This window comes from Duncaniella muris, from assembly GCF_003024805.1.
GTDB classification, from domain to species: Bacteria; Bacteroidota; Bacteroidia; order Bacteroidales; family Muribaculaceae; genus Duncaniella; species Duncaniella muris.
In genome coordinates this window covers 139594-152318 of record NZ_PUEC01000004.1, presented here as the reverse complement: position 1 = coordinate 152318, position 12725 = coordinate 139594, and the positions used below count along the sequence as shown (strand labels likewise).

The 12725-nt window shown below is 45.3% G+C and carries 13 protein-coding genes; 3 read left to right on the top strand and 10 right to left on the bottom strand.

Annotated features, from left to right (window positions below; all coding sequences use genetic code 11):
• Window positions 1-66: 66 nt before the first annotated feature.
• The 10 genes from C5O23_RS02970 to C5O23_RS02925 form a co-directional block, all read right to left on the bottom strand.
• Window positions 67-711: an OmpA family protein gene (locus C5O23_RS02970; RefSeq protein WP_107031472.1), complete on the bottom strand. Its 645-nt coding sequence runs from the start codon at window positions 709-711 to the stop codon at window positions 67-69.
• A 30-nt stretch (window positions 712-741) separates the two neighbouring features.
• Window positions 742-1053, bottom strand: coding sequence for a hypothetical protein (locus C5O23_RS02965; RefSeq protein WP_107031471.1), 312 nt, complete (start codon window positions 1051-1053; stop codon window positions 742-744).
• 7 nt (window positions 1054-1060) lie between these two features.
• Window positions 1061-1597, bottom strand: a complete 537-nt coding sequence (gene rimM / locus C5O23_RS02960; protein WP_161553535.1) for a ribosome maturation factor RimM — start codon at window positions 1595-1597, stop codon at window positions 1061-1063.
• Between the two features lie 55 nt (window positions 1598-1652).
• Entirely contained in the window at window positions 1653-2237 is a 585-nt protein-coding gene (locus C5O23_RS02955) for a DUF4290 domain-containing protein (RefSeq protein ID WP_410520468.1), read from the bottom strand.
• Window positions 2238-2362: 125 nt separating this feature from the next.
• Window positions 2363-3109, bottom strand: a complete 747-nt coding sequence (gene fabG, locus C5O23_RS02950; RefSeq protein ID WP_107031468.1) for a 3-oxoacyl-[acyl-carrier-protein] reductase — start codon at window positions 3107-3109, stop codon at window positions 2363-2365.
• 24 nt (window positions 3110-3133) lie between these two features.
• A complete protein-coding gene (locus tag C5O23_RS02945) occupies window positions 3134-3733 on the bottom strand; it encodes a TetR/AcrR family transcriptional regulator (protein ID WP_107031467.1) in 600 nt (199 codons plus the stop codon).
• Window positions 3734-3825: 92 nt separating this feature from the next.
• Window positions 3826-7011 carry an efflux RND transporter permease subunit gene (locus C5O23_RS02940; RefSeq protein WP_107031466.1) on the bottom strand — a complete coding sequence of 1062 codons (3186 nt, stop codon included), beginning with the start codon at window positions 7009-7011 and terminating at the stop codon, window positions 3826-3828.
• A 38-nt stretch (window positions 7012-7049) separates the two neighbouring features.
• Window positions 7050-8171, bottom strand: coding sequence for an efflux RND transporter periplasmic adaptor subunit (locus tag C5O23_RS02935; protein WP_107031465.1), 1122 nt, complete (start codon window positions 8169-8171; stop codon window positions 7050-7052).
• 40 nt (window positions 8172-8211) lie between these two features.
• Window positions 8212-9627, bottom strand: a complete 1416-nt coding sequence (locus C5O23_RS02930) for an efflux transporter outer membrane subunit (protein ID WP_107031464.1) — start codon at window positions 9625-9627, stop codon at window positions 8212-8214.
• Window positions 9628-10088: 461 nt separating this feature from the next.
• Window positions 10089-10421: a single-stranded DNA-binding protein gene (locus tag C5O23_RS02925; RefSeq protein ID WP_107031463.1), complete on the bottom strand. Its 333-nt coding sequence runs from the start codon at window positions 10419-10421 to the stop codon at window positions 10089-10091.
• 137 nt (window positions 10422-10558) lie between these two features.
• On the opposite strand from C5O23_RS02925, the gene C5O23_RS02920 reads away from it, so the two are divergent.
• Genes C5O23_RS02920 through C5O23_RS02910 form a run of 3 tightly spaced genes read left to right on the top strand, consistent with a single transcriptional unit; the run spans window position 10559 to window position 12685 of the window.
• Entirely contained in the window at window positions 10559-11176 is a 618-nt protein-coding gene (locus tag C5O23_RS02920; protein ID WP_124075850.1) for a hypothetical protein, read from the top strand.
• A 51-nt stretch (window positions 11177-11227) separates the two neighbouring features.
• Window positions 11228-11866: a thymidine kinase gene (locus C5O23_RS02915; RefSeq protein WP_107031461.1), complete on the top strand. Its 639-nt coding sequence runs from the start codon at window positions 11228-11230 to the stop codon at window positions 11864-11866.
• Between the two features lie 45 nt (window positions 11867-11911).
• Window positions 11912-12685 (top strand): DUF3108 domain-containing protein, encoded by a 774-nt coding sequence (locus C5O23_RS02910; RefSeq protein ID WP_107031460.1) that lies wholly within the window; start codon window positions 11912-11914, stop codon window positions 12683-12685.
• Window positions 12686-12725: the final 40 nt, after the last annotated feature.

The window sequence follows — 12725 nt, the reverse complement described above, 5'->3', positions numbered from 1 at the left end:
TTTAATATGTTTCTGTGATAATATATTGCAATTATAATAGTCTGAAAGAGGTAATGACTGTTGCTGCTATTTCAAAAGCTGTCCCTTGCGGGCCAGTGTGATCATTTTCGGTCCTGGGATCATGAAAATCTCTACACGCCGGTTTTCGCGCCGTCCGTCGCGAGTGTCATTTGCCGCAACCGGATCAGTGTCGCCCATTTCGTAAGGGATCACTATCAGATCTTCATTGATGTTGTCAAGCATCCAGTCGTAGATTGAATTGTTGCGCTCATGGGAAAGACGCATATTATACGGAGCCGATCCGGTGTTGTCGGTATGGACGGAATAAACCATTTTCATCATGAACGGATCGGAAAATAATTTCAGTATTGGAGTGAGCCGCGAGGGTGCTGACGGAGATAGAAGAGTGTCGTTCGGGAGAAAAATATCATCAGAAAGGACTGTGACCACAACAACCTCATCGTTTCGGGTCATATCAACGATGTAGTTTTTTTTCGCCAGATCCTGGGCGAGTCTGGTCATGTATGTCTTGATTGCCGCATGCTCGTTTTTCCCGACGGCAGGGGTCAGGATATTCTCATCCAAACTCATATCCATAAAGCGTGTCTCATCATAATCCTTATATGGATCAGTGCTGTTGCTCTTTGCCGAGATCCAAGCAGGCATTAAGGCGGCTAAAGCCGATAGAATTATTGACAGATATTTTTTCATATTGGCGAGAATATTTGTTATTGGATGCTTTTAGTCTTCGAAGCAATCCAGTGATTGCTCATAGCGTAGTTCTGCCATGACGAGCGCCTCAACGTCATCGGGGTTTATCGGAGAGTCGGGGTCCTTAGACAGCATTTTTCTGACATGCTTGATCAGTGCGTTGGTATTGACATCTTCGTCATCCGCTTCGGTGTCGATGTCGAGAAGCCCGTTGTCTTCATACCAATCCCAGATTATGTCGATAATGTTGAGGATCTCATCATCGACATAGAGTTTCGAAGACTCAGGAGAAAGAGCCCCTCGCATTACTTTTATGGCTTGCTTTTCATCGAATTCTTTCATATTGGAATCAGTCGTTTAGTGTCAGTATTTCTGAAGGTATATCTGTGTTGATAGTCTCGTTTTCCGGATCGATGGAGAGAATGAATTCATCAACCACCGGAATCATCAGCTCTTTGCCGTCAGGCGTTTTTACGATAAAGAGAATGTTTTGGGTGGAATCGTTGATGTCAGAAATCTCTCCGATAACTCCGTGGGTCATGTCATTGACTTTAAAACCGATCAGGTCAGACGCATAAAAGCCGTCTTCGTTATTGTCATCATCGTCATCCTGGAGATCGGAACGAAGTATAAAAAGGGGGCGGTTGGTGAGGCTTTGGGCTTTCTCTTCTGAATCTATGCCGTCAATAGTAATCAGAGAAGTATCGGCGGTTTTGGGTCTAACCGTCTGCAGGAAGAATGGAACGAATATCCCGTCAATAGGAACGATGACACATTTGACATCGTTCAGGTCAATGTCGGTGTTAATCGAGACGGAAATTTCGCCTTTTATGCCATGAGGCTTGTTAAAGCGACCTACCTCTGCTATTTCTGATAGTCTGATCACTTGGAGTGGCTTTATGGGTTATATGATGTTTTTTAGAAGAAATTGCTGTGTCTGCTTATCGCTTCTTTTTCTTTTTCCCGCTTGGCGGAGCCACGATTTTGAACTCGTGAAGAACTGTCGTCTCCGGAGAAAGCTGAATCTGACCATGTGAATACTCTGCCAGATCCTTGAAAATCTTTATGTCATCCACGCCATCTGAATTTGCAGCAAGTAGCTGCTTTTTCATGTGGTTGGCAATAAGCAGTACAAGCTCGCTTCGCTCTTCTCCGGGTTCCATGCTGACAGCTTTTGCGATCAATCGTTCCACATCCTTGCCATAGTGACGATAGCGGATATGTTCGGATGTATATGGAATCTTTTGGGGCACTGTATTCAGATTCTCGGCTTTGACAACTTCTGTAGGATAGTCAATATCAAGTCTGAAGTCGCTCATGATGGCGAGATGATCCCACAATTTCTGCTGATAGTTTTCTTCTTCACGCAGTTTGGGGAACAGTTTGCTCATGCAGTTGATTATGGAATGTGCGCAACGAGTGCGTTCATCCCGGTCTTCAATAGTCAGACAATGTTCCACCATCTGATGAATGTTGCGCCCGTACTCAGGCAATTTCAGATGCTTTAATTGTGTATTGTAAGTCAGCATTATATTGGGGTGGTTATGGGCCGTTTTTGGCACCTTTTAATTGAATAACATAAGGATATTCTCTTTCAGCGCCTGTTTGCTGATCAGGGAAATATCCTTATGTGATTAACGTTGGTCCGGTATTACATGTTCATGCCGCCATCTACCTGGATCACCTGACCAGATACATAGCTTGACATGTCAGAAGCAAGGAATGTCGCTACATTAGCGATGTCTTCAACCTGACCGGCGCGACGCAGAGGAATCTTCTGAGCCCATTCTTTGCGCACGTCTTCAGGCAGAGCTGCGGTCATGGCAGTCTCTATGAAGCCAGGGGCAATAGCATTGGCGCGAATGCCGCGTGAACCGACTTCCTGAGCGATGCTCTTGGCCAAAGCGATAAGACCGGCTTTTGATGCTGCATAGTTTGACTGTCCGGCATTTCCATGAACGCCCACTACAGATGCCATATTGATGATTGAACCCTGACGCTGACGCATCATGATAGGGAGAACAGCATGGATGAAGTTGAATGCGCTCTTGAGGTTTACGGCAATGACAGCATCCCACTGGGCTTCGGTCATTCGCATCATCAGACCGTCTTTAGTGATGCCGGCATTGTTGACAAGGATATCAATGTGGCCGAAATCTTCTTTGACTTTGCTGACAACCTCTTCAGTCTGTGCAAAATCAGCAGCGTTAGAGGCATAACCGACAGCGCGCACGCCAAGAGCCTGCAGTTCTTTTTCGGTCGCTTCCATATTTTCGTCGCGATTGAGGTCGGTGAATGCAATGTCAGCACCTTCCTGTGCGAATTTAACGGCGATGCTCTTTCCGATGCCACGGGCGGCGCCGGTGATGAGAGCTACTTTTCCTTCAAGTAATTTCATTTTCTGAATAGTCGTTTGGGTTTACTATATAGTTGATTTAAGTAAGAGCGTATTTAGCACGAAACTGATAACAGACTCCCTGATTCCTGCCGGGGTTATACCCAACTGGCTGAAATTGTCTCTCAGATGGCAATAGTCAATTCCCTGGAAAATCATCTGATATACTTCCGGAAGCAATGATGCCTGAAGAGGATCGAAGATGCCTTTCCCGACTCCCTCGTCAATCATTTCTTTGATGAGTTCCTGTTCTTTGGCTACAGCAAGCAGTCTTATCCGCTCAAGACGTTTATAGTCAAGCGTAAGATATGAAAGCAACTGGCTTGTGGTGGATGTCCGAATGGTTTCTTCCACGATGTCGAAGCGGGCATTCAGAAAACGGCGAAGTTTTTCTTCAGGCTCAAGATCGGAATTGACGATACCACGCAATTTCATGACTATGGCATCGCTCTCCCGCTCAATTACCGCTTCATAGATCTCCCTCTTGTTTTTAAAATAGGTGTAGATAGTGCGCCGCCCCTTGTCAGAAGCAGTGGCAATATCGTTCATTGTTGTCCGTTCAACACCATTGCTGGTGAAAAGCTGATGGGCAACCTCAAGGAGTCTTTCGCGGGTTTTCGACGCCATTGGTAGCTTTGGATATATGTTTTCACCTACAAAGATACGCTAATTATTTCATCAATGGAAAATAATTAAATAATGTTAACGAAAAATTCATATCAATTTTCTTCACCGGAAGCGCTTTTATCGGTGTTTTGCAGCCTCTTGGACGTTTGATCTGAACCGGCGAAGATTCTGGAAAGATGCTTCTCACGAAAATTCTCCAAAAGTTCCCAAAAGCCCGGCACAAACAGAGTGCCTACAATGGCATTGACGGCCATACCGAAGACAACGGCTGTGCCCAACGCAATGCGTGAATTAGCTCCGGCTCCGGTGGCGAAAAGCATAGGCAATACGCCGAAAACAAAAGCAAATGCAGTCATCATGATGGGGCGGAAACGAATGACACCAGCATCAGATGCTGCTTGTCTGACAGTCTGGCCGCTTTGGTGGAAGTCGCGTGCATATTCGACTATGAGTATGGCGTTCTTTGCAGAAAGGCCGAGCAGCAGGATTATGCCGATCTGTGTGTAGATTGAAATCGATTGTGACAGAAGCAGACACCCGATCACAGTGCCTAATATCGCCGTAGGCATAGATATGACAACAGCTATCGGATCGGTCCAGCTTTCATATTGTGCTGCGAGAACCAGGGCTGTAACGATGACAGCAAACAGCAATACGAATGTTATTGTGGTCCCAGCCTGGGTTTCCTGATAGGCTTCTCCGGTCCAGGCATATGCAAACTGGTCACCTGCGGCTTCATCCAGAATTTCCTCCATCGCCTTTATGGTCTCCTTGCTTGACACATGGCCGGCCGGAGTCCCGGTAATTGAGGCGGTGGTGTACATATTATATCGGCTGACTGTTGACTGTCCGATGGCGGGTTCTATAGATATGAATGAAGAGAACGGCACCATGTTTCCGTTTGCATTGCGCACAGAGAGTCTGCCGAGTTTTCCTATACGGCTACGGGATTCACTGTCAGCACTCAGATTTACCTGATATGTACGCCCGAATTTGACAAAGTCGTTCACATAGCTACCGCCCATGAATTGAGCAAGTGTAGAATATATGTCATCAACAGAGAGTCCGAGCAGTTTGGCTTTGTCACGGTCCACTCTGATTGCATATTGAGGCACACCTGCCTGATATTGGGTGGTGAGTTGTGCGATTCTGTCATCCTTTTTAGCCGCTTCTTTCATTGCTGCCAGTACTTTCTGAAGGGCATCTGCGCCGAGGTTGTTTATGTCGAGTATCTGCATTTGCATCCCGGAGGTCATGCCTAAACCGGGTATGGCAGGAGGATTGATTGAAAATACTATGGGTTCCTGGTAGCTGCCAGCGATTTCACTGACATGAGCCATGATGGCATCCACATCCTGTCCTTTGCCTTTGCGCTGACTCCAGGGTTTGAGGACAACGAATAATGATCCCATATTGGTGCCAGACCCTCCGCCCATCATGGATGAACCTGAAATAGAGATCACATTATCTACTTCAGGTATTTTTTTTATCTGATCTGCCAGGCTTGTCACAATCTTATCCGTTCGGTCCAGCGATGCTCCGGTCGGAAGCTGCACGGATGTCATGAAATAACCCATATCCTCCTGCGGGATATAGCTGGTAGGTAGTTTCATGAATCCCCAGAATGCGAAAAGGCATATGATGACATATATTCCTATGGCGATCAATGGCCTTTGGAGCAAACATCCGATGGCGGATGTGTACTTCTTCATGACACTCCCATATCCTTTGTTAAACCATTTGTAAATAAAGAAATGAGGATTAGGGCCTTCTTTTTTTCTAAGAAAAAGTGCACACATAGCCGGAGTGAATGTCAGAGCGTTAAATCCGGAAAATGCAACAGCGGTTGCAATCGTAAGGGCGAATTGTTTGTAGAGCTCACCGGTAATACCACTGATAAAAGCGGTAGGTATAAAGACTGACAACAACACAAGGACCTCGCCAACCACAGGCCCTTGCAGTTCCGTCATAGCTTTCTCTGAACTTTGTCTTGGCGTGAGTTTCCCTTCCTGCACGAGTCTGGCGCAGTCTTCCACCACCACAATTGCATCATCGACCACAATTGCAATCGCAAGTACAAGGCCGAATAAAGTCAGAGTGTTTATGGAGAATCCAAGCAGTTTCATTACTGCAAATGTTGCTATCAGTGAAACAGGAATCGCAATCATCGGAATGATTACTGCTCGCCAGCTTTGCAGGAAAATCAGGATGACGATCATCACAATGAGGGTTGTTTCTACGAATGTCACAAGCACTTCGTCGATAGAAGCGTTGACAAACGATGTCGTGTCCATGATCACTTCATAGTGGACTCCATCCGGAAAATATTCAGAAAGCTCATCCATTTTAGCTTTGACCTTTGTTGCGACATCAAGCGCGTTGGCGCCTGGACGCTGCTGCACACCGATCAGCCCGGCTTGCTTACCGGACACATGTGAGATAGTTGAATAGCTTTCACTGCCTAATTCAACGGTTGCAACATCTTTCAGCCGTAATATCGAACCGTTCGGATCTGTTTTCAAAATGATATTGCCGAATTCTTCAGCAGTCTGCAATTGCCCGTCGGACGTCAAAGTAAATTCAAAATCGACATCGGATGGCGCCGGCGGTGCTCCGACACTGCCTGATGAAACTTCAAGATTCTGAGACTGGATCATTTCGCTGACATCTGAAGGCGTAATGCCGCGGACTCTCATTTTTTCAGGGTCAAGCCACACCCTCATGCTGTATTTGCCGGCTCCGAACGCACCTGCGCCTCCCACACCATCAATTCTTGACAACTCATCGATAATATTGAGCTGTGCGTAATTGGTCAGATACAAGGCGTTGTAGCGGTCGGGGTTATCTCCTTCGAGCGCAATGAAAAGTATGATGTCTGAAGATTCGGCCATGACCGAGACTCCCTGCTCCTTTACAGCTGTAGGAAGAGTGGCTTCGGCTAATGAAATTCGATTCTGGACTTTGACGACAGCATCGTCAAGATTTGTTCCGTTTTCGAAAGTAATGGTCAGGCTGTATGACCCATCGCTTGAGCTCGAACTCATATACATCATGCCCTCGACTCCGTTGATCTGTTCTTCGATCGGAGTTCCGACGACTTCGGCAATGGTTGCTGCATCCGCCCCCGGATAGGATGCTGACACCATAACTGTAGGCGGTGTTATGTCGGGATATTGTGACACAGGCAGGCTTTTGACAGTCATCAACCCAATCAATACCATTATTATAGCGATGACCGTGGCGAAAATCGGACGATCTATGAAGAATCTGGAGAACATAAATGTGCGTTTAGGAAGATTCGGGACTCAGGTTGTGATTATTTAACAATGATAGGCTTTACTTTCATGCCGTCAGTGACTTTCAGCATGGCCTTTGTCACATAACGGGAATCGGGGGAGATGCCTGAAAGGATCACTCTCAGAGAATCGTGATAGAGCGGACCAATGGATACAGGTGTGTACACGATCTTGTCTGAATCATTGACAACATAGAGATATTTGCCAAGCTGATCTGTGCTCAAAGCAGAGTCCTTTACCAGTATTGCCTTCTTTAATTTCTTATATGGCAGATTGATCTTGACAAACATTCCGGGGCGGAGTTCATCATATTTGTTATCAATCTTACATTGCAACGCGACAGTCCCGGTTGATGTGTCTACCATAGGAGCCATATATGTTAGATCGCCATAATATCTGTGACCGATGGTGTCTGAAAAACTCAGTTCGACATTTCTCAGTTCAGGCATATTCCGGTAATCATTGTTGTGTAGAAGTTCCAGCAATTTTTCGTCTTCAATTGAAAACTGAGCCGTCAGAGTCGAATTATTGTAGAGAGTAGTAAGGATCACCGGACTCCCTTCTCCGTTGATATATGATCCGACATCATAAGAGGCCGATGTGACATAGCCGGATATAGGGGCGATGACTGTGCAGTATCCTAAGTTTGTCGTGGCGGTCTCCAATGCAGCCTGTGCATTTTTTATATCTGCTTCTGCCTGTCTTAAGTCACTTTCGGCCTGAATGACTTCCATTTTAGAAACCGCATCACTTTCCAGCGCTTTCTTTACTGCATCGTAGTGGCTTTGGGCATAGTCTTTGGAACTTTTTGCCGTAGCGAGTTCAGCCTGCGCCTGCTGCACGGCATCGCGATATTTGCTGGCTTCTATGCGAAAGAGCACAGACCCTTTATTGACGTATTGCCCATTGCTGAAATTTTTGCTAAGCAACTGTCCGCTGACACGACCCACGACATCGACTTTGGCCTCAGGAGTGAAATATCCTGGATAAGTATTGGTCAGAGTCACAGAATCAGTTTCAGGGAATGCCACATCAACTGTTTCCTCAGCATCTTCGTAATTATGGCTATGACTCTTGCTGCAAGATGAAACCAGCATGGTGGCTATAAGGAGTATGCCTGATGATATAAACTTTGTATTCATGTCTTTCGTCTGGTTTTGCGTTTATGGATTATGTTGCGTGTTATTGGGCTGTGATGGAGCCTCCTAATGCTTTGTAAAGATTGATCAGTGACACAAGAGCATCCCCACGGGCTGTTATGAGGGAGTTGGCATATGTCAGTGTATTAATCTGAGCATCTACCACATTGGTGAATGGGGTAAGCCCCTGTTTGTAGAGACTGACTGACAGGTCAAACGATTCTGTGCTTTGTTTCAGACCGTTGGAGTTGCTGTCCATTGTCTGCAGTGAGGCAAGGTATGAACTCATTGCGTTGTCAACTTCATTGACAGCAGTCAGTACAGTCAGGTTGTAATTGTCAATCCCTTCTTCAAGTTGCTCTTTAGCTTCTTGAACTGCATATTTTCTACTGAAGCCATCAAATAGAGTCCATGAAAGGGTAGGAGTGATGGAATATTCAACACTGTTTTTGCCGAAAAGGTCTTTTGCGTTATGAGCGGCAACACCGATTGTGCCTTCCAATGACAGATTGGGGAGATAGTCCTTTTTGGCAATTCCGATTCGGGTTGCATATGACTCAAGCTGAGCTTCGGCCGCTATGATGTCCGGTCTCCTGCGGAGCAGATCTGCGGGAATTCCGGTTGCGACCAAATGGCGATATTGAGGAGGAATGAAAGCTGCTGACAATCGTGGCCGGATGGCATCAGGATAGACACCTAACAATACAGCAAGCGCGTTGACAGCTTCGTTTAGCGAAGTCTCAAGTTGTGGAATCTGTGCTTCAGTTGAGTAATATACGCTCTCTGCTTGGGTTACATCAAGTTTGGACACAAGGCCTGCTTCAAAACGTGCTTTTGCAATTTCCACTACTTTTGCCTGAGAGGCAAGATGCTCTTTCGTGACAAATATTTTCTCCTGAAATGTCCTCATATTCATATAATAAGTGGCTATGTTGGCGGCGATACTCAACATGGCCCCGTCAAAATCGGCTTTACTTACTTTCAGCAGGCTTTTTTTATCTTTCACTTGAGATGCTATTTTCCCGAATAGATCAATTTCCCAGTTCATCTTAGCTCCAAGCGAAAAATGGCTTGATGTCGATGATGGAACTGAAGATCCTGAAATCGCACCGGCGTTTCGGCTATAGTTATAAGCTCCGCTCAGACCGACAGTCGGATAATAGCCTGACATAGCCTGACGGACTTGTATATTTGCCACGTTGATGCGCTTCACCGCCATACTGACATTGTAATTGTTTTTCAGACCTTCATCAATAAGCGAATCAAGCAGTAGATCGTCAAAGTTTAGCCACCAGTCAGTATCCTCCGGCGGTTCAGATGCAGTGACAGATGTAGAATAATTCCAGCTTGCAGGCATATTCTCATTCAAATAGCCTGTGCTGTTATCCTTTGCGGAAATTCGTGTTGAAGCGCATCCGATTCCACTCAAAATAGTTAAAGCGTAAAATATTTTTCTCATAGTCAAAAATAGTTGAAATTATAACATCCACTATCTGAAAAGGGTTTATTGATTTCAACTTATGACATAAAGAAATAGAATCGGCATTACATGTAATTAACTTTTGTGTGCATCAATGTTGCCCATGCGTGCATTTACCTTTGCCTTTGTAAAAAAACAATAGGCTTATGAGAACAACTAATCCAATTAACTCCACTGACAGACTCTATCTCACAGTCATGATTGGGCGCAGAACATTGGCTACACTTAGCGTCAGTGGAGTCAGTAGCCTCACTGAAGTCTATCGTCATGTATTGAACACAGCTCAGGGGCATAAGGGAGTCATGACATTATATTTGCGCAATAGCACCCAAGGGTGGGTGCAGCAACACACAATGGTCATTAATAATAATCCATCCGCACCCCACAAAGAGCAGCCCGCTGCCAGCTCTTCGTCATACCCGTCTCTGTTCGATCAGGGACTATTTGAATCCTAACAATTCAAAATTGTCCACATATATCTCGGTCACATTACGTTTGATGGCGTTACGGTCTTCCCAGATTCGATAACGAATTTTGCCCTCCACATAAAGACGTGACCCTTTGCGGATATACTTCTCTGCGAATTCAGCAGCTCCATCCCACATGACGATACTGTGCCATTCGGTGCGTTCCGGGATTTTTGATCCGTCAGGCAGTGTGCGCTCTCGCTCGTTTGTCGCCATTCGGAACGAAGCGATAGGCCTCGTCTCAATATAACGTATTTCAGGATCTGTCCCGACATTGCCTATTAATATGACTTTATTGACGCTCACGTTTTCTTCGGATTTTTGTTAGACAATGGCAAAATTAATCATTTTTTAGCGTATATGAAACAAATTTTAACCCCTGTGCGTTTATGTATATGACATAAATAATCTAAATAGTTTCTCAAAACACAAAGATGTATAATATGAAAGGTCTGATTTACGGATTGACACTTTTAGGAGCTTTTTCAATGGTTTCATGTGACGAAACAGCCCGACTGGCAAAAGAACTGCCTGGCAGCTGGGCCGGGACTCCGGAAAATTTCACTGATAATGCATCGGTGACGGCTACGATCATTGAGACAATTGATATTTCCTCAAATCCGGATATGATGCCAAAAGGTGTACATGGCGGCACTTTGACTATTGCCGGGATGCTTTCGGCTAATACTCAGATTGTGGGGCAGCCTGGATTCGTCGAACCACTTGGGCTGACTGTAAGCGGTCGTTCTACAATTAGCGGCACCTGGACTGTGATTGATGACGATGAAGTAGCTGTAAGCCTTGATCCGTCGACCTTGACTGTCAGTGTCGATCCGGACGCAGTAGTGGTAAATGGAGTTATTACTGAAATGAACGGGCCTCGCGTGGATTCAATCAAGCCGTCTGTCGCATCGGCAATCGGGCAAAGCCTTAAAATGGCTCTTGTAAACCGATATTCAGCTATCCGGAAACTGGATGATGTGAAAATCAAAGGGCCGTTGATGAAATTTGAAATAGGCGATACCGATTACGTCTTTACCCGTCAGAGTGCTGCTCAATAAGAAAATTTGCTTATCTTTGCCTGACAATTCAATCTAAAATACACCCTTTGAATGAACAGGAAAGGCAAACTATATTTTCGATACGGCACAATGGGCTCTGCCAAGACTGCTCTGTTGCTGACCACAGCCTATAATTTTGAGGAGAGAAAGATGAAATATGTCTGCCTCAAGCCGGTTGTCGACACCCGTGATCTTACAAACGTTATAAAATCGCGCATTGGAATCCAGCGTGAATGCAAGTGGATCTATCACGAGACAGATCTCTATGAACTCGCTCAGAGTCTTTTTGAGGAGTCTATGGCAGTTATTGACTGGTTTCTGGTTGATGAAGCCCAGTTTCTGACCACAGCGCAGGTCGACCAGCTCTCAAGAGTCGTGGATGACTTTGGCAGTAATGTCATCTGTTATGGGCTTCGTACAGATTTTCAGAGCCACCTTTTCGAAGGGTCGCGCAGACTGTTTGAGATTGCCGATACGATAGATGAGGTAAAATCCACATGCACTTGTGGCCGTAAAACAATTATAAATGCCCGCATAGACCGCAATGGAGATTTTGTTGAAGAAGGAGAACAGGTCGAAATAGGCGGTGATGACAGATATATCGCTGTATGTCGCAAATGTTGGCGCAACAAGAGGATAGAACAGTCCTATCGCTCCATACTTCCGTTCAGGGAGTTGGCCAAAGACTGAAATTCGGGGCCGCAAAAAAGCCTCCTAAACACACTCTGATTTATCATGAAACTGAAACTGATTTCACTGCTGGTAGCTTTTGCAGGACTTGTGCCGGTGGCACAAGCGGCCAATCCGGTTTCTTTGGTTGATGAGACCCTGACGTATGATGTGATTTACAAATGGGGCTTTATAAACAAAGTCGCGGGATATGCCACTATGTCACTTCGTAATGACGGAGATCTCTATCGTGCTTCGGTTTTTGCCGAGAACGCTCCGTGGGCCAACAGCATCTATATGCTGAGAGACACATTGTACTCTACTATGACAAAAGACGGATATTTTCCGGTGTCATATACTTACATAGCGCATGAAAATGGAAAATATAAAAAAGACGTATTGAAATTCTCGCATACAGGAAATACATTTTCAGCAGAAGCAGTCAGGTATAAAAAGCCGGGGAAAGGGAAGCCGATGACAAGTTCAACACTTCATCTTGAAGCCCAGGGAATGACAGTTGACATGTTGAGCTCGTTCTTTTATCTGCGCACCCTCGATTTTCCTAACATGAAGAAAGGACAGAGCGTCACTGTCAATATTTTTTCAGGCTCTAAGAAAGAAAAACTGAAAATAACTTATATGGGAACCCAGACCATTTCTCTCAATGGTGGCAAATTCCCTACGTACTATATAAACTTCACTTTTACACGTAAGGGTGTAGAAAGTTCAGCTCCTATTTCTGGATGGATCTCCACTGATGGGCAACGCATACCGCTCAAGGTGGAAGGGTCACTCCCTGTAGGCAAAGTCCGTGCACTTTACACAGGTCCCAATCCCTGACAGATATGCTCTATTTGTGGCAATAAAAGATATTGGTTTT

Excerpts from the sequence above, each read along its gene's own strand:
- C5O23_RS02915 (WP_107031461.1), top strand. The coding sequence starts at position 11,228 with ATGAACAGGAAAGGCAAACTATATTTTCGATACGGCACAATGGGCTCT.
- C5O23_RS02965 (WP_107031471.1), bottom strand. The coding sequence starts at position 1,053 with ATGAAAGAATTCGATGAAAAGCAAGCCATAAAAGTAATGCGAGGGGCT.
- C5O23_RS02945 (WP_107031467.1), bottom strand. The coding sequence starts at position 3,733 with ATGGCGTCGAAAACCCGCGAAAGACTCCTTGAGGTTGCCCATCAGCTT.
- C5O23_RS02970 (WP_107031472.1), bottom strand. The coding sequence starts at position 711 with ATGAAAAAATATCTGTCAATAATTCTATCGGCTTTAGCCGCCTTAATG.
- C5O23_RS02920 (WP_124075850.1), top strand. The coding sequence starts at position 10,559 with ATGAAAGGTCTGATTTACGGATTGACACTTTTAGGAGCTTTTTCAATG.
- C5O23_RS02940 (WP_107031466.1), bottom strand. The coding sequence starts at position 7,011 with ATGTTCTCCAGATTCTTCATAGATCGTCCGATTTTCGCCACGGTCATC.
- C5O23_RS02930 (WP_107031464.1), bottom strand. The coding sequence starts at position 9,627 with ATGAGAAAAATATTTTACGCTTTAACTATTTTGAGTGGAATCGGATGC.
- C5O23_RS02910 (WP_107031460.1), top strand. The coding sequence starts at position 11,912 with ATGAAACTGAAACTGATTTCACTGCTGGTAGCTTTTGCAGGACTTGTG.
- fabG (WP_107031468.1), bottom strand. The coding sequence starts at position 3,109 with ATGAAATTACTTGAAGGAAAAGTAGCTCTCATCACCGGCGCCGCCCGT.
- C5O23_RS02935 (WP_107031465.1), bottom strand. The coding sequence starts at position 8,171 with ATGAATACAAAGTTTATATCATCAGGCATACTCCTTATAGCCACCATG.